Origin of the sequence: Aquimarina sp. ERC-38 (assembly GCF_026222555.1) — a bacterium.
GTDB lineage: Bacteria > Bacteroidota > Bacteroidia > Flavobacteriales > Flavobacteriaceae > Aquimarina.
Genome location: NZ_CP098511.1, coordinates 542,027 through 562,685 on the forward strand (window position 1 = coordinate 542,027; position 20,659 = coordinate 562,685).

The following is a 20,659-nucleotide window of genomic DNA, read 5'->3' on the forward strand; positions in this document are numbered from 1 at the left end:
GAGTTTAAGCCCTGATTTTCTAGAGGGATATATTCATAACTACCTCAATACAACTAGCGCTAAATTGCTTATTTTACGCCTTAAAAGGTATTTTAATCGAAAAATTATGGGCTAAACAGACTCCCACTTTACTTATTGGGTTTTTCTTGGTGAATTTCAGGTATTTCTTTGAGTTATAAGCAATAGCCGCCATGTGCATAATCTTGTTTGCTTGCTGGATCCCAATAGTATTAATTTTTCGTAGTCCCATAAATTGGGTAAGAGTCCCAAATACCGGCTCCACAGTACTCTGCCGTTTGGCTTTCATATAGCGCCCCTGTTTACTGTTTACTCTAGCTATGTTACGCTCATATTCCGCCCGGTAATAAGTAACCGTTATTCGTTTCTCCTGACTGCTCTTTAGGCATTCTTTACGCAGTGGACAACCGGTACATATCTTTTTACTGGCTCTGTATTCCTTCTTTCTTGTTTTGGTTCTATAATCTAAAAACTCTTTGGTAAATGGGATTACGTTTCCTTTGGGACACAGATAATGATCTTCTGTTTCTATATACTTAAATCCATCCGGACCACCCTTATAGGTGCCGTGAGGCGGTATAAAACTTTTTATACCTTGACTTTCCAGAAATGCATAGTTCTCTCCACTACTATAACCAGTATCAGCTACACAGTTTTCCCAAATCATACCTTGCTTCCATAACCGCCTTTGTAAGCGCTTTACAATATCAGGTAGTTGCTGGTTATCCTTGCCGTCTGCATGGTAAGCTTTTATATCGGTAATGACGTGGTTGTTTGTATCTACACTGAGTTGGCTTAAATAGTTCAGTTTTCTGGCCTTACCTGGCTTAACACTGATCCTTGCATCCGGATCTGTGGGACTGTAATGAGTTTTATTACTCGTATAACGACTTCCTTTGTTTCCAGCTCCCGGGCGCTGATCCTGATCTTTTGACCATCTTTTGTTCCTGGAAGTGATTCCTTGCAGTTCTTTCTCATTAGCAGTAATGATTCTTTGGTCTTTACTGGATTTATCCTGCTTGGCTTTTCTGAAGGTTTGTTTATCTCTTTTACTGATATGGCGTACTTCTGCCAGGTGGGCATCCAGATCTTGGCTTGGGACTTTAAGCTCTAAACTATCCATGGATGCATTGGCTTTTACAGGGGCGCTGTCAATAGCCTGGGTGTGACCACTGACCATACCTTTTTCCACACACAACTCAAGTACTTTTGTAAAAACCTCTTCAAATATGGACTCCGGAAATAACTGACGTGTTCTCGAGATAGTCGAATGCCAAGGAAGTTCTTCATCAATATCATACCCTAAAAAATAAAGAATATCCAGTCGCATACTACAGTGTTCAATAAGCTTGCGGTCACTTATGATATTCTCCAGATAACCTACCAAACAGAGTTTGAAGAAAACCACTGGATCAATACTTTTTTGACCGCTAGAACCATAAAACTTTGAAGTAAGATTGTATAAATAGTCCAGGTCCAAAGCCTCTTTAAGCCTGCGGTAGAAATTACCTTTGCCAACACGGTCACTAAGCTGGAAACTATTGAACAACTTCTCCTGATATATCTTCTTGCCTTGCATACTTCAAGATAGTAAATCAATGAACTAAACATATTAACCCAATGTTAGCTTTTTACTATCTTGTGCAACAAGCACAATATGTAAGAAAACATAGGGCAGTTTAGGCTTAATTTGAAAACCTGTGTTAATTTATAAAGTTGCTAAATATAAAATTTGGCGTTTATAGAAAAAAAGATAAAAGTAAAATATTTATGTTTAGCTAAGTAATAAACCGAAACGTAAGTGTTTATCACCTGCCCTACATTTCTCATACTAACTGTTAAAGTTCAAATAAACAATGAGTATATCACATCACATTGGAAAACTTTCTGATCACATTTACAGTAATGATAAGCGTGGTATGATTGATAAACACCTTAAAGCAATTGAACATAAATTTTTAGAAGGAGAATTTAAGATTAATTCATCAGATGAGAAGGTGTTTAGTAAAGTTGTACTTAGAATAAGAAAATTTAATAATGGATATTGGCAAAAAGAAAACTGGGAGTATAAAATTTTATATTATTCACTTTGTCATTTGCTAAATCAGAAGTCTAAATTAACGATGCTCGAATTAGAAAGCAATCAAGGACTATATTTAATCAAAAATTCTTGAAATAAGACGCTACATAAAAAGGAAACTAATAGTAAACATCGTGAGGATTAATATTTCCTTAATCGTTAAGAGAATTATTCTTCATATCTTTAATATGGTTTGAATCTTACTAATACTTAAAATTATTTTTATAATGCCTGGATATATAATTATACCTCAAGATTTTGATTTTACCATGATTCCTGATGGCTTTGAAAATGCAGTATGGGAATTAAAATATGAATATGATATACAACAGAAGGACATCCAACTTCCCGATGGAGTTACCTTATATTTTCTTGCAGGTAAATTTATGAACTATAATACGATCAGACTAAATAATACAAAGGTTATAGCTACCAATAAGGTTTTTGATTTACAAGGTGAAATACTTGGTAATTTTGCAGAGCCTATCGATATAGTATGGTTGGGTGCAAAAAGTGATGCTGTTGAATTAAGCGATATTAATTGCGTGGCAGGTTCCTCAATTATAACTTCAAATTCTGATTCTTTTTCTATTTCTGATATTGGAAAAAAAATACAACTCTACGGCGCCGGTCATAATAATTCTTCTTTTCAAGGAACTATAATTTCTTTTAATAGTCCAAAGAGTATAACAATAGAAAATCAAAATATTGATATATCTCCTGAGATAACGCCAAAAAATGATAAAACTACTCCTAGCACCACAAAAAATAATATTCCAGCGGTAATGGGGACAGATTCACAAATGATCATTGAAAAGGCAATTGAATATACAAATCAAAGTAATTTATCCTACCTACATATAAAAGGAAATCTATTGATGGCAGGAATAGATGGGGATCTAGTTGTAAGATTAAAGAACAGCAATTTTGAGGGAGGATATAATTTAAATTTAAAATACTCTAACATTACATACGATTTTAACAATTCTATTATATATGGTGCAATTTTAGTTCAAGATTATGATGGGTTTCCACAAATTAATAATGTAACTGTTAAAAATGCATCCATATACTGTCTTGGAGATACTCTTGATGCCTCTACAGGAAATACAAATTGGAATGCAGCTGGCATTGTGGAGGGGAATAATTGTATATTTCAAAATATCATTGTTAGATGTAATGGAGGTATAAGAGCTTTTAGTTTTCAAAATAACCTTTTAAATGGAGGCTTACACAATTGCACATTATCAAACTTTTATGTTTACGGAATTATAGATGGTGAAAAGTCTGATGGTCTTGATGTTTCGAGTACAGGAGACTTAGGAATTACAAATATTCAGTGTTCGAATCTTGTATTTGATAATTTGGCAAGTGCGGTTATAGTAAGAAATGTAGTTTCAGGAAATTTCTTGAAAAATATAAATGTTTCGAATATAAAAGCCACTAATATTTCTAAAATCATATTACGATATTCTAACATTCTTAACTCATCAATAACAGATATAAGAGGTGAATGTATCAATTATTCACGTGCTACTAATGATCATAGGCCTATTGTATTACAAAATTGTTCTGAGATCGATATTACTAATTGCATTGTGATTAATGAAAGAAATAATTTGGATTATTTATGTTTAATTAGTGGAGGGTCTAAAAATAAAATTAGTAATATCAGGCTAACAAACAAAAATTCTTCTAATCCAACTACAAATGCTATTTATTTAGGTTCAGAAAATCTAGTGGTAAAAGATATCTATATCGATGGTGTAAATATTGGATTATATAAACTTGGGGTTCCATCTCTAATAGATGGATATATTCATATTAACACAGTAGAACCTATTCGCAATAATCCGGCTGATATTAAAACGATGGTCAGGAATGTTTACAAATTGAATGATGATGCTTCACCTATCGATGATGGTCGTAAAGCTAAAGCATTCGTAAGTTTTAATGGCACCTTATCTGGAGCTATACCCATAATAAGACAAACAAATGTTTCTAAAGTTGATAAGGTTAGTGAAGGAGTTTACAGAATCGAATTTACAACCCCTTTAAGCGAGCCACCTATAATTTCAGGAAACGGACGAAAATACCAATTAGATGGAAGAATTATCAGTTTGGATGCAATGCCATCGAATAATGCGGTAATTGTACGTGCTGAAAAGAGAGATGGAATTTTATCCGACTCAGACTTAATCCAAGTAGTGTTTTTCTAGTAACCCTAATTTTTCTTTTAAATTTAATCAATTTCTTTACATGTGATATTATTGAATGCAGGTCATTTAAAAATGGTAATTCTTTAATTTTGAATAAATCTTAGATAAACGATAAAAAGTACTATTAATTAATCCTATTGCTGTTATATTATGGTTGGATACAATGATAAAATGAAAATGAAAACATCTATCTTAATATTTAGCGCGATATTCTTGACTTTAAACCTTAATGCGCAGATTAAGAAAGAAGATAAAATACAAATAGCACTTTTAGGAAGTATGCATTTTAGTCCTTCTACACAAGATGAATATAGTAATGACAAGCTGAACTTGACTGTTCAGAAACAGAACGAAATAGAGGATGTTATCACAAAGCTGACTGAGTATGAACCTACACAAATATGTATCGAAGTACCAGCTTCCAAACAGAATAAAATAAATGAGCAATTCGTAAATTACCTTAAAGGTGATTATGAATTAAAATTGAATGAAATTGATTTGCTTGGTTTTCAAACAGCTAAAAGGCTTCAGCTCAAAAAACTAACCTGTATTAACTATTTGGGAAACTTCGATACAGAACCTGTAAAACTAAAATCTGTAGAATATGGTCAAGAAAAAGTGTTAGAAATGATGCATCATTATGCAAAAGAATTCATTAATGAGATAAATCAAAATAGCGAACACTTGACAATTCTCGAAAACCTCGTTTACTTAAATAGTGATTCGATGCTGCAGAAAAATTTACAGATGTATACAAAATTCTATGCAAGTATTGGAGAGAATAATGATTACGTAGGTACTGAACTGGTATCGGAATGGTATAAAACAAATCTTCATATATATACTAATATTCTTAGAAAGGTAAAGAGTGGCGATGAAAGGATTTTGGTAATTTTTGGACAAGGGCATATCCCAATCCTGAAACATCTGTTCGAATCGAATAGTAATTTTGAAATTGTACCAATTAAAGAAATTTTGAAATAAATATGATTTTAAAAGGTGTCCTATTTAAAGCTCTTTTAAAAATATTCTAAAGCATAGAAAATATTAAAGTTCAAATAAACAATACATTACTAATCTAAATGACCTTTAATTATCAGCAAGCCTTTTAAAAACAATACAATGATACTACGGCAATTCAACTGGATTTTATTTTTGACTTTAATGTTTGCATTTACTTTTTGTAATGGACAAGAAAAAAAAGATTTACCCAAAGGAGCAAAAATAATTACTGATGGATCGTCTAAACTTGTAAAAACACATAACACGCATTCAGGTAATATTCATAATAGTTTGCAGGATAGAAATGGAAAGCTTTGGTTTGCTACTTCAAATGATGGAGTATACCGTTATGACGGAAAAACCTTCACGAATTTTACAACTAAAGATGAGCTCAATAGTAATACTGTTTTATCAATCTTAGAAGATAAAAACGGAGATATCTGGTTCGGTACTGACTATGGTATATCTCGTTTTGATGGAAAATCAATTAGCTGTATTCCGTCATCAGTGTCTCAGGTATTCAGCATGCTAGAAGGTAAAAACGGGAAGCTTTGGTTTGGTACAAACCGTGGTGTTTATTGCTACGACGGGATAGCTTTTACTTCTTTCTTAAGTACTCCTAATCCCTATGGACTTAACCTTAGTACGGTAAATCGTATGTTAGAAGATAAAAATGGAAATATCTGGTTTACTACCAAGATGGAAGGTGTTTGTATGTATGATGGCAAATCTGTAATCAGTTACAAACCTAATGATGAAACTTATTTTTGGGGACTTTTAGAGGATCATAGCGGAAATATTTGGGTTGGTGGAAGAAACAAGGGAGTTTGGCGTTACGATGGAAGAACGTTTGTCAATATCTTACAAAATGGTAAATTTGACAGCTATCTCGCTTTTGACATAATACAGGATAAAACAGGAAATATTTGGTTTGGTACAGAGGCTATTAATCCTTCACAAAGAAAGACTGAGGGAGGCGTTTGGGTTTATAATGGGAAAAACTTTAAAAATTTTTCAAAAAAAGATGGTCTAAGTCACAACGCAGTTTTCAGTATTTTAGAAGATAAGGTCGGAAATTTATGGATGGGTACTAGAAATACTGGTTTGACACGATACGACGGGAAAAACTTTACAAGTTTCTCTGAATAAGATTTGTTTTTATCTAAGAGTAGTTAGTTTTTGGAACAGTAGGATAACTAAAAAAAATTATCTTGGGACAGACAAGTGCTTTCTAAGCTTCAAATAACTAATGAATGAAAATTTAAATAATTAGATAGCATTTTACCTATAGTGCATTTGAGTAATAATTATTATAAAATTCGTTTGTTCGAGCGCTTCGACCGAAGGAAGAAGTGTGCTTCAACCAGTTCAGCAGAACTATCGAGTCTTTCGACCAGGCTCAAGATGATAAGAATTTTAGTCAAAAAAGCTATTTTCGATATCCTCGATCAAGTCAAGGACAGGCTATTTTTTCTTCATTTCATTACGAAAAAACACTCAAATTGATGCTTTTTTCCCTAAAAGAACCAGAGGTATAGCATTATCATTACCTTGTTATATAAAACTTAACCTACCACTCAAATATGGACATAGACCATATCTTTTTATTTTCAGATAATAATGGAAAAGAAGCAGAAAAACTGGTTGAATTTGGTTTAACCGAAGGTAGCAGTCGAATACATCCGGGACAAGGAACTATCAACCGAAAATTTTATTTTGAAAATTTTTTCCTCGAAATTCTATGGGTTGTTGATGAAAGTGAAATTCGAAGTAAATTAACTTCTAAAACAAAACTTTGGGAGCGCTCTCAATTTAAAATTAATAATTTCTCACCTTTCGGACTATGTTTAGTCAATTCAAAGTCAACAGACCAGCTTTTTGAACAAAGCGAGATTTATCAGCCAAACTATTTTCCTGAAGGAATGTTTATTGACATAATCACAAACGAAGAAAACCCAAATTTACCTTGGACTTTTAGACTTCCCTTTCGTAACCAAAAAAAAGCTCCTCAGGAACCTACTAATCATAATAATGGCATACAAAGACTAACTCGTGCAAAATTCGAAATACTTATGAATAAGAAGGATAAGAATTTTAGGAACTATTTTCAAAGTAGTGAGAATGTTAGTTTTAAAAGTAGTCATAGCAATCATTTAATTCTTGAATTTGATAACTTTAATCAAAAGAAAGTAGCTACGTTTAATGAACTGAATCTAACCATAAAATACTAAGCGAACTAGGTTGCACTAATTATAGAGGTTCGATCAAACAAAAGTAGTCATGGCAATTTGTAAATTGCAACCAGATGTAACTATAAAAACCTACTAGTAAAAATCATCAAATATGAGAATGGTACTTCTACTCTATTTTATCCTTTCTACGGTGCAATTTGCAATAGCGCAAAATGACTTTGAGAAAGTAATCAATACTACTACTCGGTCTATTAAAAAGGATATTCGTTTAGAATTTTCAGATAAATCCGGCAATACAGCTCTTCTTCCGATTTCAGTTATTAAAGGTCAAAACAAAAGTCCTGTGTTTGCAATCGTCGCAGGTGTTCACGGATACGAATATCCCCCTATTATCGCTACCCAAGAATTAATGAGTGAGATTGATAGTAAAGAATTGAACGGCACCCTAATTATTATTCCTATGGCTAATACCGCTTCCTTTTATACCCGGACACCTTATATCAACCCTTTAGATGAAAAAAATCTAAACAACGCTTTTCCCGGTAAAGTAGATGGAAGCATTACCGAACAAATTGCATATTTTATAACTACCCATATCATTTCCATAAGTGATGTCTTTTTAGATATACATGGAGGGGATGCTTGCGAAGACTTAATCCCGTTTGTTTGTTATTATAACAACCTCAAAAAGCCTGATCAAACCGCACAGGCAAAAAAACTTTCTGAACGTAGCGGATTTAAATATGTGGTATCTTATCCATACACTATTACAAGCGAAGAACCTGCAAAATACGCTTTTAAGCAAGCGGTTCAGGACGGAAAAACCGCTTTAAGTATGGAATGTGGTAAATTAGGAAATGTCCAAGAAGAAAACGTACAATTAATCAAAAAAGGAGTATATAATATGTTGGATACGGTAGAAATGTATACTAATAGTACCGAAGCTCTCAAACATTTAACCTACTGTAACCAACAAACGTATGTTACGGCAAATGAAAAAGGTATTTTTTATAGTGATCTTAAAGCAGGGGATAAGGTTATAAAAGGTGATATAGTAGGTTATACTACGGATGAATTTGGAAGTATCCTGGAGAAATATAAAGCACCAATGACCGGCACCATCTTATACAAACTCGCCACACCACCCATCAATAAAAATGAAACGGTCATGTGTATAAGTGTTTGCGAGGAATACTAAATTTTTATTAGGGGTTTTGTAAAGTAATGGTGTTTCTTAGCAATAACAGTTCTAATTAGGGGAAGTTTAGATAAAGTTTCCTTTTAGAATCAGGTTTGAACAATTCTAATTTAAATGATGGAAAATATTTAGTTTAATAATATTTTATTATTTATATTTGTAATAACAGTACACACCACGCTACCCATTTGAACAGCGTCCCAGGGTGTGTCTTTTGCTTTATAGACCTTCCGATTCAGCTCCCTATATGTTTAAAAAAGATCCAACAACTATACAGGAACAGATACAAAAACTGAAGGTTAGAGGTCTAATTATTACCCCAGAAGATAATGCTGAACATTATCTATCCCATATAAGCTATTATCGATTAGGTGAATATTGGCACTCTATGCAACATGATAGAGAGCAACACCTTTTTAAAGAAAATAGCCGTTTTTCTGATGTTGTTGCACTTTATAGTTTTGATAGAGAATTGCGAATTCTTCTTTTTGATGTCATTGAAAAAATAGAAATAAGCTTAAGAACTAAACTCATATATCATTTATCGCACGAAGTAGATCCGTGGTGGTTTCAAAACTTTGATTTATTTACAGATAGTATGGCACTTGTAAAAACACTATCTAATCTGGAGGAAGAATTATCACGTTCTAAAGATCCAACTATTAAAAATCACAGGAAAAAGCACAAAGATGATTTACGCTTCCCTACTGCATGGAAATCGTTAGAACAAACAAGTTTTGGTGCGTTATCTAAATTATATGGTAATCTAAAAAACACAGTAAAATCCAAAGATAAAATTGCAAAAAAATACGGTGCTGTAAATCATACTTTTTTACCTAGTTGGCTACAGTCTATAGCGCAAATACGAAATTACTGCGCACATCATTCAAGGCTTTGGAACAGAAACTTGCCAGGAGCTCCAAAACTATTACCAAAACCGCCCAATCCTTGGATAGTTAAAACAGAAAACATACCTAAGCAACACGAGTTCCAAAAATTATATGTACATCTATGTCTAATGAAATATTTACTGAATACGGTACAACCTGGCAGTACCTTTACATCAAAATTAGATGCATTGTTTCAGAAATATCCTAATGTAGACCCGGATGCTCTTGGGATGAAACCTAACTGGCAGGAAGAGCCTCTTTGGAAGTAAGTTTTTATTCAAGGAAATCAAAATTATATAAGATCATTACATTGTTCGTTGTTCTTTCTTATTTACTTTACTGATTTAATTCCATTAGGTTATTTGTCAGTAATTCTGTTAGCACAAAAACAACAAAACCCCTAAAATCAAAATATTTCAGAGGTTTTTCGTACTCAAGGTGGGAATCGAACCCACACTTCCGAAGAAACTGGATTTTGAATCCAGCGCGTCTACCAATTCCGCCACTTGAGCATTTATAATTTATTCTTTAATCTCGAAGCTCTCGAAGTCTTTCTTTTCCAATTCCCGACTTCCAATATTTTTCTCTTTTACGCGCTTCAATTCTATCACTACATTTTTCTATGTAAATCAACTCAAAAGGAGCATAAGCTCTAGTTGTTTTCTCTCTTTTACTATTATGACGTTTAAACCGTTCCGCAAAATCTTTCGTCATCCCAACGTAAATATAGTTTTTTTCTATACTCGATATGGCATACACAAAAATCATAATTTCATTTCCCGCGCGCCTGCCTGTCGGCAGACACGTCTACCAATTCCGCCACTTGAGCTTAATCGGACGGCAAAATTATAAAAATAATCCTTTAGAACCTTAAAAACTGTGTGAAAATAAATTAGGGTAACAAAAATAAATTTATAAATTTGCACCTCGTTTTAAAAACGTAGAGCAATATATTAACAGACAATACCCTACCTCATGTTACCTACCTATCCGGAAGCTAAATTTTTTGCTTGTACCCAAAGTAGGGCACTTGCAGAAAACATAGTGGAAACCTATGGGGCTAAACTAGGTAATATTATTACTTCTACTTATAGTGATGGTGAATTCCAGCCTTCTTTTGAAGAATCTATCCGAGGGGCACGGGTATTTATTATCGGATCTACACACCCCAACTCGGATCATTTAATGGAAATGTTGTTAATGCTAGACGCTGCCAAACGTGCTTCTGCCCGGCATATTACCGCTGTACTACCTTATTACGGGTGGGCACGCCAAGATAGAAAAGATAAGCCTAGAGTACCAATAGCTGCCAAGTTGATTGCAAAAATGCTCGAAACTGCAGGTGCTACCAGGATCATTACTATGGATTTGCATGCGGATCAGATACAGGGATTTTTTGAAAAACCCGTAGATCATCTATTTGCTTCAACCATATTTTTACCGCATTTACAATCCCTAAATTTAGACAACCTGATGATTGCCTCTCCAGATATGGGAGGGTCTAAAAGAGCTTATGCCTATGCAAAAGCCTTGAGCAGTGATGTGGTGATCTGTTATAAACAAAGAGCCAAAGCCAATGTGATCTCCCATATGGAATTGATAGGAGAAGTTACCGGAAAAAATGTAGTGTTGGTAGATGACATGGTAGATACGGCCGGTACACTGACCAAAGCAGCTGACCTTATGATGGAACGTGGGGCTAAAAGCGTCCGCGCTATTTGTACACACCCATTATTATCCGGTGGTGCTTATGAACGTATAGAAAAATCAAAACTACAGGAACTGATTGTTACGGATTCTATTCCTTTAAAACAACAATCCCCTAAAGTCAAAGTAGTAAGCTGTGCCCAATTATTTGCAGATGTAATGAAGCGGGTTCATAGCAATGAGTCTATTAGTTCAAAATTTATTATGTAAATTATTAATTATATATATTTAAAATGAAATCAATAACAATCAATGCATCTCAAAGAGAAAGCGTAGGCAAAAAGTCAACAAAAGCCTTGCGTAATGCTGGACAGGTACCTTGTGTTATATATGGTGGAGACACCGTTGTACACTTTGCTGCACCAGAACTGGCTTTTAAAAACTTAGTGTACACGCCTGATGTCCATACGGTAAAAATCGCTTTGGATAACGGAACCGAATTAAATGCTATCTTACAGGATATTCAGTTTCACCCGGTAACCGATCGAATTTTACATATTGACTTTGTACAAATTTTTGACGATAAACCAATCACTATGGAAATTCCGTTTAGAACCACAGGGGTTTCTAGAGGAGTTCGTAATGGAGGTGTTTTACGATTTAACTTACGTAGAATAAAAGTAAAAGGTTTAGCGTCTGACCTTCCGGATTATATTGAAGGAGATATTACGAATTTAAAAATTGGTAACAAGTTATATGTTACAGACGTAGCAGATGATAAATTTACAATTCTTCACCCAGACAATACGGTAGTATGTCAGGTAAGAACATCTAGAACCGCAGTGGTTGAAGACGATGATGATGAGGATGATGAAACAACAGAAGGAGTAACTGAAACTACGGAGCAAGCTGCCCCGGCTTCAGAATAATTCATATAAATTATACGTAAAAGCACACTGTTTTTTAATAGTGTGCTTTTTTATTTTAGAAATTTACTTTTCTTTCCCTTTTTTATAAACCGAAAACAGTTATCAATATGAAAAAATTCTTAATTGTAGGATTAGGTAATATAGGTGCAAAATATGTAGAAACCCGACACAACATTGGTTTTAAAATTGTAGATCAGGTAGCAAAAAATGCCGAAGCTTCTTTTACTACTGAAAAATTAGGTGACATTTGTAAAATCAAGATTAAAGGTAAAACAACAGTTTTGTTAAAACCTAATACCTATATGAATTTAAGCGGAAAAGCTGTTCGATACTGGTTACAGGCCGAAAATATAGATATAACTAATTTGCTGGTCATTACAGATGATATCAATTTACCCTTCGGTACAATTCGTGTAAAAGGAAAAGGAAGTCCGGGAGGGCATAATGGGTTAAAAGATATTGAAGCGCAATTACAAACTAATACATATCCAAGGTTTCGATTTGGGGTTGGTGCGGAATTTTCTACTGGTAGGCAGGTAGATTATGTTTTAGGAGAATGGAATGCAGAAGAAAATGATGCCTTACCGGAACGCCTGGAAGTAGCAGATAAGCTAGTAACTTCGTTTGTTAACGGCGGATTATCAAATACAATGAATAGCTTTAACGGAAAATAAATAGCAACTTTCGCTTCAATTAACTACATTTATCCACCTAATTAAAAACGATCTTTTAAGGTTAGTTAAAAAGTAAAGTAAGATAGGTTTGAGGTAGCGTTAAAGGATAGGTAAACCTGTTTTTGCTAAAACAAAACTCAAAACTTTACAGAAATATACCTGTTTCTATAAAGGTAATAGAAACTATTTTTAACTGGCTTCTTTGTCATATTGGAGTAATTATATTCCGGATAAAGTAAGATGTATGAACTGCAAATGAAACGTTATACCAGCGCAGAAACCTTTAATAATACAACTCCTTCCATAGCCACTATAGGAACTTTTGACGGGGTACATATCGGACATTCAAAAATTATTGCCAATCTAGTAGAAAATGCTAAAAAAATGGGATTGCAATCTGTAATCCTAACTTTTTTTCCGCATCCCAGGATGGTTTTACAAAAAGACGCGGATATTAAATTGATTAATACGATTGATGAACGTATCCAAATTTTAGAAAAAACCGGACTCAATAGCTTAATTGTTCACCCGTTTACTAAAGAATTTTCCCGTCTAACTGCTAAGGAATATGTAGAAGATATGTTAGTTAAAAAACTGAATGTCCGACATGTCATTATCGGATATGACCACCGTTTTGGACGTAACCGAAACTCAGATATAGTAGACCTGGCTTCTTTTGGAATTCAACATAACTTTACCGTAGAAAAAATTTCGAAGCAAGATATAGAAGATGTCACTATCAGTTCTACAAAAATCCGTCAAGCCTTGCACGACGGCGAAATTGAAAAAGCAAATAAATACCTGGGGTATGAATTTATGCTCACCGGACGGATTGTAAAAGGTAAAGAAATTGGAAGAACGTTGGACTTTCCCACGGCCAACCTTCATATTAAAGAAGAGTATAAACTTATCCCAAAAGAAGGCGTTTATATTGTAAAATCCTGTATCGATAACAAAACCTATTACGGGATGATGAATATTGGTACAAATCCCACGGTTGATGGTAAAAAACAAACTATAGAAACCCATTTTTTTGATGCTTCTTTTAATTTGTATGAAAAGAAAGTTCAGATTTTACTTTTAAAACGTATACGTGATGAAAAAAAGTTTGAATCTATTGAAATCCTAAAAAATGCCATGCAACAAGATGAAGATACCGCCCGGGATTATATCAATAACTTATTGTAATGAACCGCTGGTTATTTACAAAAATAGATAATAGTGCCCTCGTTGTTTTTCGGATTATCTTTGGTTTCCTAATTGCAGCAGAAAGCTTTGGCGCAATTGCTACCGGTTGGGTTCGCAAAACCTTAATTGAGCCACGGTTCACCTTTAACTTTATCGGTTTTGATTTCTTGCAACCACTTCCCGGTAACGGGATGTACTTCTATTTTGCTATTATGGGCATTCTGGGTGTACTGGTTATGATTGGCTATAAATATAAGGCTAGTATGATTGGCTTTAGTGTTTTATGGGCTGGTGTGTACCTTATGCAAAAGTCATCCTACAACAACCACTATTATCTATTGATGTTGCTTAATTTTTTAATGTGCCTGTTACCAGCACATCGATATGCCTCTGTATACGTTAAAATCAATCCGGAACTCAAACAAAACTGGATGCCCAGCTGGTGCGTACTGATCATTATCTTTCAGTTATGGATTGTATATACTTATGCGGCTATCGCCAAAATCTACCCGGACTGGTTGGATTATACCGTTGCTAAAAATTTAATGAGTGCCCGCGCTCAGTATCCAATTATTGGTAATTTTTTACAACAACACTGGGTGCATATTGCCATCACTTACTTTGGGATTTTATTTGATTTATTAGTAATTCCTCTGTTATTATGGAAGCGTTCCCGATGGTTTGCTTTTATCACTGGAATATTTTTTCATTTATTCAATTCCATTGTTTTTCAGATAGGCATTTTCCCTTATTTGTCCCTAGCGTTTTGTCTTTTTTTCTTTCCAAAGAAGAAAGTACAACAATGGTTTTTACCCAGAAAAGAATTTTATGATCAAAATGAAGTGGTAGTCCCCTCCTACCGAAATGTCTTGGTGGGTTTTGCCACCATCTGGTTTATGATCCAGATTGCATTACCCCTCCGGCATTGGTTAATCCCCGGAGATGTTTTATGGACTGAAGAAGGGCACCGGTTAAGTTGGAGAATGATGCTCCGCGGAAAATCCGGCCGAACTTCGTTTTATGTGGTAGAAAAAGACAGTTCCAAACCTACCAAAATACGGGTAAACCAATCCGATTATCTTACCCAAAAACAACAACGAAGAGTAGCCAGTAAACCGGATATGATCTGGCAATTTGCACAATATTTAAAAAAAGAATACCAAAAGCAAGGCAAGGACATTGCAGTTTATGTAACTAGTAGAGTTTCTGTAAACCGGAAAAAATCACAACCATTAATTGACCCCCAAGTAGATTTAACTTCAGTTCCCTGGAATCATTTTACGACCAATCCCTGGGTCATTAAGTATGATACTCATACCGTGAAAAATTAATAGCTTTTAACTAAGTGGTGCGTTTTCTTATTATATTGCATCAAATTGGTGAATTATGAGAACGATCAGAAAATCAATAACGTTTACTGAAAAACAGGATAATTGGATTAAACTACGTATTCAGGATGGTGATTTTACTAATGATAGCGAATATATCAGAGATTTAGTTCGAAAAGATCAAGAACAAAACAAAAAGCTTTTTGAACTAAAAAATGCGATTGATGAAGGTTTACAAAGCGGACAAAGTAGCTTAACAATAAAAGACATTATTAAAAAAGTTGATAATGGGGAATTATAGGCTCTCTTCAAAATCCGAAGCTGACCTTGTAAACATTTATAAATTTGGAATTAAACATTTTGGACCTGACCCTGCTACCATTTATCTAACTGAACTAGAAAGTTTTATTGAGGAATTAGCAAGTCGACCGGATTTAGCCAGAGATGGATCACTTTTAGCAACATCATTAAAATTTTATCGCTACAAAGCTCATGTTATATTTTATAAATTCTTGTCACCTAATACTATCTATGTAGTAAGAATTTTAGGTAAGCGAATGGATTTTATTTCTCATTTATAAATGTAATGTACCGATCAAGCATCAAGATTTAATTTTAAAGGAATTATAAAACTATTCTTAGAAATAAGTGCTTTTAACTACATTTGTGGCTTTAAATTAATCGCTAAAAAACACTGCAATGCTCGTTGTTCAGGATATTATTGCTAACAAAGAAAATTTTATAGAAGCCCTTAAAAAAAGGAATTTTGATACTTCCGTTTTTGACAAAGTCATTCAATTAGACGAACAACGACGTGCTACTCAAACTGAATTAGATCAGACCCTGGCGGAATCTAATAAGATTTCAAAAGAAATAGGACAGCTTTTTAAAAGCGGTAAAGCAGCAGAAGCAAACGAATTAAAAGCTAAAACCGGAACACTTAAAGAGCAAAGCAAAACCTTAACTGATCAGTTGAGCGAAGCTCAAAGTGAACTGGAAAAACTTTTGTATACGATTCCTAATATTCCTCATGATTCTGTACCCAGCGGACAAACCGACGAGGATAATGAGGAAATATTTAGATTTGGGGATATCCCAAAATTGGAAGCGACCGCCCTACCCCACTGGGAATTGGCAAAAAAATACGACATCATAGATTTTGAGTTAGGTGTCACCATTACCGGAGCAGGATTTCCAGTGTATAAAGGGAAGGGAGCACGTTTACAAAGAGCTTTGATCAACTATTTTTTGGATAAAAATACAGAAGCTGGTTATAAAGAATTTCAAGTGCCATATTTGGTGAATGAAGCTTCCGGATTAGGTACTGGTAATTTACCGGATAAAGAAGGACAGATGTATCATATTGGGAATGATGACCTGTATCTAATCCCTACCGCAGAAGTTCCGGTGACTAATATGTTTAGGGATAATTTAATCACCGAAGAAGAACTACCCATTCTTTGCACAGGTTACACCCCTTGTTTTAGAAGAGAAGCCGGTTCATACGGAGCGCATGTAAGAGGACTCAACCGATTACACCAATTTGATAAAGTAGAAATCGTTCGTATAGAAAAACCCGAAAACTCTTACCAAGTCTTAGAGGTCATGGTTGCTCATATTAAAGGTATTCTCGAAGAATTAGAGTTACCTTATCGGGTTTTACGTTTATGTGGGGGTGACCTTGGATTTACTTCTGCCTTAACTTATGATTTTGAGGTATTTTCAACCGCGCAGGATCGTTGGCTGGAAATAAGTTCGGTTTCTAACTTTGAGACTTTTCAAGCCAATCGGTTAAAACTTCGCTATAAAAACAAAGAAGGTAAAAAACAGCTGGTTCATACATTGAATGGCAGTTCATTAGCGCTACCTCGTGTCCTTGCTGGAATTTTAGAAAATTACCAAACTTCTGACGGAATCAGAATACCAAAGGTGTTAATTCCCTATTGCGGGTTTGATATGATTGATTAGTCTGGGTTTTGGCTGGTAGGAAAGCACGTTGTTTTGTGTAAGAGCAGCCTTACTCTTTTTAAGAAGCCGACTTGATTCTAAACAATTTTTGTATGGTTTTTGTTTAGTACTACGTATCTTTAAATCAAGTTTTAGTTAGATAATGATAGTAATGATAGGAAAAGCTATTCTCAATATCCTGAATCAAGTTCAGGACGGGTTATTTTTTTACATTTTATTACGAAAAAACACTCGAATTGACGCTTTTTTTTATTTCAAATTAAAACACTAGGTAACTTTAATAAAAAATATGCGTTTCTTACTAATCTTTATTTTTTTATGGTTTTCCGTTTCAGTTTCCGGGCAATCCGAGCAACTGGCTAAGAACTATATGCAGCAAGGTTCTTACGAAAAAGCTTTGTCTGTTTATAAAAAATTGTATGAAAACTCCCCTAATCGTATCAATTATATTCTTGGGGTAGTTTCCTCGCATCAACAATTAGAGCAGTTTGAAGAAGCCGAAGTTATTTTAAACCTTCAACTGGAAAAAAATCCTAATAATTTATTATTTCTCGTAGAGTTGGGTCATCATTTTGAATTACAACAAAAAAAAGAGCTCGCCAATCAATACTACCAGAAAGCGATCACCGGATTTGATGAAAATAACATCAACCAGGTTTTTTCTTTAGGACAGACTTTTGAAAAATACAGCTTACTCGACCAGGCTGCCATTATCTATGAACGTGGAATGAAAGCAAATCCGGGTTCTAGCTTTAACGTACAGTTAGCTAAAATTTATGGGGAACAAGGTAAAACTGAAGAAATGCTGGAAAAATACCTGTCGTTAATTCTGGAACAACCTAATTATCGTAACGTAGTACAACGTAATATCAGTGAATATATTAATGAAGATCCCGAAAACGAAGCGAATCTTGCCTTTAAAAAAGTACTTTTAAAACGATTACAGCAAAACCCGGATATCTTATATAACGAAATGCTAAGTTGGCTTTTTGTACAACAAAAAGAATTTAAAAAAGCTTTTATTCAAGAAAAAGCAATTTATAAACGTACAGAACAAGGTCTGGACAATATTTTGAATTTGGCTCGAACGGCAATTCAACAGGAGGATTTAAAATCTGCCACGCTTATTTTAAACTACGTATTAGAATCCACCGCTAGTAAAGACTTAAAGTTAAAAGCCCATAAAATTATTTTGAAAGCCGAAACCGAAACGGCTCAACAACAGGATTATCAAAAAATTGAAGAAAAATATAAGCAGGTATTTGAAATCTACGGTAAATCTAGAGAAACTATTGGGTTACAAACAGATTATGCGCATTTTATCGCTTTCTACCAGGACCGGAAAAAAGAAGCGATCACTTTCTTAAAACGCTTGTTAAAAGAATTAGCCTTGTCTAGGTTTCAATCTGCCCGGGTTAAAATGGAAATGGCAGATATTTTGGTTTTAGACCAGAAGTTTAACCAGGCACTTATCTATTACACCCAAGTGCAAAATACCTTAAAAAACAACTTTTTAGCTCAAGATGCCCGATTTAAAGTAGCAAAAACAAGTTATTATAAAGGGGATTTTAAATGGGCGCAAACTCAACTGGACGTTCTTAAATCTTCGGCAACCCAATTGATTGCAAACGATGCTATGGAGTTAAGCCTAATTATTAGTGATAATTCTTTTGAAGATTCTACCCAGACAGCACTTAAAATTTTCGCCAGGGGCGATTTACTTACTTTTCAGCAAAAAAACCAGGAAGCCATCTCTGTCTACGAACAAATATTGACTGATCATAAAGGAGAAAAAATTGAAGATGAAGCCTTTTTTCGGCAAGCACAATTATATGAAAAAGAAAAAATGTACGATAAAGCAAAACTAAACTATCAAAAAATTATTGAATTTTACCCTACTGATATTTTAGTAGATGATGCTTATTATGCGTTGGCTAACTTATATACTTCAGTATATAATGAACCGGAAAAAGCAAAAGAACTATACGAGCGTATTATTTTTAATCATGCTAATAGTATTTATTATGTAGATGCCCGGAAAAAGTACCGGATGCTACGGGGCGATGCCATAGAATAGAAATTTTCTAACTAAAATCAATTACAACTAAGTGGTTATTTATAATGTTACTGTTAATATAGAAGAACAGTCAGAAAAAGAATGGTTGCACTGGATGCAAACCGAACATATCCCGGAAATGCTACAGTTAGAAATGTTTTTAAAAGCCAAACTAACCAAAGTGCGGGTAGAAGAAGAAATGGGTGGAGTCACTTATTCTATTCAGTACACCGCTACTGATCAAAAGGGGTTAGACCAGTATTATCGGGAGCATGCAGAAGTTTTACGGAGTAAGAACCATAAATTTGCAGGTAAGTTTGTAGCTTTCCGAACAGAACTAGAAGTTATTGGAGAATTTGTAAAGCCACACTAAAAGCTTTAGCTAAAGTATTTTATGAGAAATAGAAAAAAGTATGATCAAAATAGTCCTTCCAAAAAAAGAAAAGATGATCCTACTCAAGTAAAAGCAAAAAAACACCTGGGGCAACACTTTTTAAAAGATGAAAGTATCGCCAAAAAAATTGGGGATACGCTTACGTTAACCAATTATAAACATGTGTTAGAAATTGGTCCCGGTATGGGCGTTTTGACTAAATATCTCTTATTAAAAGAGGTAGAAGTAGTGGTTATGGAGCTAGATAGTGAATCTGTGATCTACCTGAACCACAGTTTTCCTCTAGAACACCCTAAATTGGTTAAAGATGACACCTTTACCGTAATTGAAGCGGATTTTTTAAAGTTTGATTTAAGCACTTTATTTCCAAATAAACCTTTTGCTATTACTGGTAACTTCCCTTATAATATTTCTACCCAAATTGTTTTTAAAGTATTGGAAAATAAAGAACGTATTCCGGAATTCACGGGTATGTTTCAAAAAGAAGTAGCCAAACGTATTTGTGAAAAAGAAGGTTCTAAAGCCTACGGTATTTTGTCCGTACTCGTACAGGCTTATTATGAAGTCGAATACCTGTTTACCGTGCACCCTCAGGTTTTTGACCCACCTCCTAAAGTTCAAAGCGGGGTAATTAGGTTGATAAGCAAAAATATTACAGATCTAGGGTGCTCTGATCCGTTATTTTTTAAAGTGGTAAAAGCTGGTTTTAACCAGCGACGTAAAACTTTACGGAATAGTTTAAAATCTTTGGAACTCTCCGATACGCTTAAAGAAAACTCTGTTCTCAACTACAGACCCGAACAGTTATCTGTAGCCCAATTTATAGAATTAACACAATTGATAGAAAAAGGCTAGTTAAATTTGGTTTCAAAATAA

General features: G+C 34.3%; 20 protein-coding genes and 1 tRNA gene. 18 read left to right on the plus strand and 3 right to left on the minus strand.

What is annotated here, in order from left to right; genetic code table 11:
- Positions 1–73: 73 nt before the first annotated feature.
- Positions 74–1,597 carry an IS1182 family transposase gene (locus NBT05_RS02365; RefSeq protein WP_265771823.1) on the minus strand — a complete coding sequence of 508 codons (1,524 nt, stop codon included), beginning with the start codon at positions 1,595–1,597 and terminating at the stop codon, positions 74–76.
- A 277-nt stretch (positions 1,598–1,874) separates the two neighbouring features.
- Here NBT05_RS02365 and NBT05_RS02370 point away from each other — a divergent pair, with 277 nt between their 5' ends.
- The 7 genes from NBT05_RS02370 (at position 1,875) to NBT05_RS02400 (ending at position 9,868) form a co-directional block, all read left to right on the plus strand.
- Complete coding sequence (locus tag NBT05_RS02370) at positions 1,875–2,192, plus strand: hypothetical protein (protein WP_265771824.1); 318 nt, start codon at positions 1,875–1,877, stop codon at positions 2,190–2,192.
- Positions 2,193–2,325: 133 nt separating this feature from the next.
- Entirely contained in the window at positions 2,326–4,317 is a 1,992-nt protein-coding gene (locus tag NBT05_RS02375; RefSeq protein WP_265771825.1) for a hypothetical protein, read from the plus strand.
- A 177-nt stretch (positions 4,318–4,494) separates the two neighbouring features.
- Complete coding sequence (locus tag NBT05_RS02380) at positions 4,495–5,301, plus strand: DUF5694 domain-containing protein (protein ID WP_265771826.1); 807 nt, start codon at positions 4,495–4,497, stop codon at positions 5,299–5,301.
- A 138-nt stretch (positions 5,302–5,439) separates the two neighbouring features.
- Entirely contained in the window at positions 5,440–6,468 is a 1,029-nt protein-coding gene (locus NBT05_RS02385) for a ligand-binding sensor domain-containing protein (protein ID WP_265771827.1), read from the plus strand.
- Between the two features lie 434 nt (positions 6,469–6,902).
- Positions 6,903–7,550 (plus strand): hypothetical protein, encoded by a 648-nt coding sequence (locus NBT05_RS02390; protein ID WP_265771828.1) that lies wholly within the window; start codon positions 6,903–6,905, stop codon positions 7,548–7,550.
- 112 nt (positions 7,551–7,662) lie between these two features.
- A complete protein-coding gene (locus tag NBT05_RS02395) occupies positions 7,663–8,709 on the plus strand; it encodes a M14 family metallopeptidase (RefSeq protein WP_265771829.1) in 1,047 nt (348 codons plus the stop codon).
- 247 nt (positions 8,710–8,956) lie between these two features.
- Positions 8,957–9,868 carry an Abi family protein gene (locus NBT05_RS02400; RefSeq protein ID WP_265771830.1) on the plus strand — a complete coding sequence of 304 codons (912 nt, stop codon included), beginning with the start codon at positions 8,957–8,959 and terminating at the stop codon, positions 9,866–9,868.
- Between the two features lie 161 nt (positions 9,869–10,029).
- Here NBT05_RS02400 and NBT05_RS02405 read toward each other — a convergent pair.
- Positions 10,030–10,111, minus strand: a tRNA-Leu gene (locus NBT05_RS02405).
- A 16-nt stretch (positions 10,112–10,127) separates the two neighbouring features.
- On the minus strand, positions 10,128–10,313 hold the full coding sequence (locus tag NBT05_RS02410) for a GIY-YIG nuclease family protein (protein ID WP_265771831.1): 186 nt from the start codon (positions 10,311–10,313) through the stop codon (positions 10,128–10,130).
- A gap of 261 nt (positions 10,314–10,574) precedes the next feature.
- Here NBT05_RS02410 and NBT05_RS02415 point away from each other — a divergent pair, with 261 nt between their 5' ends.
- From NBT05_RS02415 to rsmA, 11 genes are all read left to right on the plus strand, one after another.
- Entirely contained in the window at positions 10,575–11,516 is a 942-nt protein-coding gene (locus NBT05_RS02415) for a ribose-phosphate pyrophosphokinase (RefSeq protein ID WP_265771832.1), read from the plus strand.
- Positions 11,517–11,539: 23 nt separating this feature from the next.
- Positions 11,540–12,175, plus strand: a complete 636-nt coding sequence (locus tag NBT05_RS02420; RefSeq protein WP_265771833.1) for a 50S ribosomal protein L25/general stress protein Ctc — start codon at positions 11,540–11,542, stop codon at positions 12,173–12,175.
- 107 nt (positions 12,176–12,282) lie between these two features.
- Complete coding sequence (gene pth / locus NBT05_RS02425; protein WP_265771834.1) at positions 12,283–12,849, plus strand: aminoacyl-tRNA hydrolase; 567 nt, start codon at positions 12,283–12,285, stop codon at positions 12,847–12,849.
- 255 nt (positions 12,850–13,104) lie between these two features.
- A complete protein-coding gene (locus NBT05_RS02430) occupies positions 13,105–14,037 on the plus strand; it encodes a bifunctional riboflavin kinase/FAD synthetase (RefSeq protein ID WP_265773197.1) in 933 nt (310 codons plus the stop codon).
- Positions 14,037–15,368 carry an HTTM domain-containing protein gene (locus tag NBT05_RS02435; protein WP_265771835.1) on the plus strand — a complete coding sequence of 444 codons (1,332 nt, stop codon included), beginning with the start codon at positions 14,037–14,039 and terminating at the stop codon, positions 15,366–15,368. The genes NBT05_RS02430 and NBT05_RS02435 overlap by 1 nt, the downstream gene beginning before the upstream one ends.
- Positions 15,369–15,423: 55 nt before the next feature.
- Positions 15,424–15,666, plus strand: coding sequence for a type II toxin-antitoxin system ParD family antitoxin (locus NBT05_RS02440; protein WP_265771836.1), 243 nt, complete (start codon positions 15,424–15,426; stop codon positions 15,664–15,666).
- A complete protein-coding gene (locus NBT05_RS02445) occupies positions 15,653–15,946 on the plus strand; it encodes a type II toxin-antitoxin system RelE/ParE family toxin (RefSeq protein ID WP_265771837.1) in 294 nt (97 codons plus the stop codon). Before NBT05_RS02440 ends, NBT05_RS02445 begins: the two co-directional genes overlap by 14 nt.
- Positions 15,947–16,064: 118 nt before the next feature.
- Positions 16,065–17,333, plus strand: coding sequence for a serine--tRNA ligase (gene serS, locus NBT05_RS02450; RefSeq protein ID WP_265771838.1), 1,269 nt, complete (start codon positions 16,065–16,067; stop codon positions 17,331–17,333).
- A 289-nt stretch (positions 17,334–17,622) separates the two neighbouring features.
- Positions 17,623–19,410 (plus strand): tetratricopeptide repeat protein, encoded by a 1,788-nt coding sequence (locus NBT05_RS02455; protein WP_265771839.1) that lies wholly within the window; start codon positions 17,623–17,625, stop codon positions 19,408–19,410.
- A gap of 31 nt (positions 19,411–19,441) precedes the next feature.
- Positions 19,442–19,762 carry a DUF4286 family protein gene (locus NBT05_RS02460; RefSeq protein WP_265771840.1) on the plus strand — a complete coding sequence of 107 codons (321 nt, stop codon included), beginning with the start codon at positions 19,442–19,444 and terminating at the stop codon, positions 19,760–19,762.
- A 21-nt stretch (positions 19,763–19,783) separates the two neighbouring features.
- Positions 19,784–20,638, plus strand: coding sequence for a 16S rRNA (adenine(1518)-N(6)/adenine(1519)-N(6))-dimethyltransferase RsmA (rsmA, locus tag NBT05_RS02465; RefSeq protein WP_265771841.1), 855 nt, complete (start codon positions 19,784–19,786; stop codon positions 20,636–20,638).
- Positions 20,639–20,659: the final 21 nt, after the last annotated feature.

What these genes read in the sequence shown, in the direction of transcription:
- NBT05_RS02375 (WP_265771825.1), top strand. Translation starts at nt 2,326, where the DNA reads ATGCCTGGATATATAATTATACCTCAAGATTTTGATTTTACCATGATT.
- NBT05_RS02365 (WP_265771823.1), bottom strand. Translation starts at nt 1,597, where the DNA reads ATGCAAGGCAAGAAGATATATCAGGAGAAGTTGTTCAATAGTTTCCAG.
- NBT05_RS02435 (WP_265771835.1), top strand. Translation starts at nt 14,037, where the DNA reads ATGAACCGCTGGTTATTTACAAAAATAGATAATAGTGCCCTCGTTGTT.
- NBT05_RS02430 (WP_265773197.1), top strand. Translation starts at nt 13,105, where the DNA reads ATGAAACGTTATACCAGCGCAGAAACCTTTAATAATACAACTCCTTCC.
- NBT05_RS02370 (WP_265771824.1), top strand. Translation starts at nt 1,875, where the DNA reads ATGAGTATATCACATCACATTGGAAAACTTTCTGATCACATTTACAGT.
- NBT05_RS02400 (WP_265771830.1), top strand. Translation starts at nt 8,957, where the DNA reads ATGTTTAAAAAAGATCCAACAACTATACAGGAACAGATACAAAAACTG.
- NBT05_RS02385 (WP_265771827.1), top strand. Translation starts at nt 5,440, where the DNA reads ATGATACTACGGCAATTCAACTGGATTTTATTTTTGACTTTAATGTTT.
- rsmA (WP_265771841.1), top strand. Translation starts at nt 19,784, where the DNA reads ATGAGAAATAGAAAAAAGTATGATCAAAATAGTCCTTCCAAAAAAAGA.
- NBT05_RS02415 (WP_265771832.1), top strand. Translation starts at nt 10,575, where the DNA reads ATGTTACCTACCTATCCGGAAGCTAAATTTTTTGCTTGTACCCAAAGT.
- NBT05_RS02445 (WP_265771837.1), top strand. Translation starts at nt 15,653, where the DNA reads ATGGGGAATTATAGGCTCTCTTCAAAATCCGAAGCTGACCTTGTAAAC.
- NBT05_RS02395 (WP_265771829.1), top strand. Translation starts at nt 7,663, where the DNA reads ATGAGAATGGTACTTCTACTCTATTTTATCCTTTCTACGGTGCAATTT.
- pth (WP_265771834.1), top strand. Translation starts at nt 12,283, where the DNA reads ATGAAAAAATTCTTAATTGTAGGATTAGGTAATATAGGTGCAAAATAT.
- serS (WP_265771838.1), top strand. Translation starts at nt 16,065, where the DNA reads ATGCTCGTTGTTCAGGATATTATTGCTAACAAAGAAAATTTTATAGAA.
- NBT05_RS02440 (WP_265771836.1), top strand. Translation starts at nt 15,424, where the DNA reads ATGAGAACGATCAGAAAATCAATAACGTTTACTGAAAAACAGGATAAT.
- NBT05_RS02390 (WP_265771828.1), top strand. Translation starts at nt 6,903, where the DNA reads ATGGACATAGACCATATCTTTTTATTTTCAGATAATAATGGAAAAGAA.
- NBT05_RS02455 (WP_265771839.1), top strand. Translation starts at nt 17,623, where the DNA reads ATGCGTTTCTTACTAATCTTTATTTTTTTATGGTTTTCCGTTTCAGTT.
- NBT05_RS02420 (WP_265771833.1), top strand. Translation starts at nt 11,540, where the DNA reads ATGAAATCAATAACAATCAATGCATCTCAAAGAGAAAGCGTAGGCAAA.
- NBT05_RS02410 (WP_265771831.1), bottom strand. Translation starts at nt 10,313, where the DNA reads ATGACGAAAGATTTTGCGGAACGGTTTAAACGTCATAATAGTAAAAGA.
- NBT05_RS02380 (WP_265771826.1), top strand. Translation starts at nt 4,495, where the DNA reads ATGAAAACATCTATCTTAATATTTAGCGCGATATTCTTGACTTTAAAC.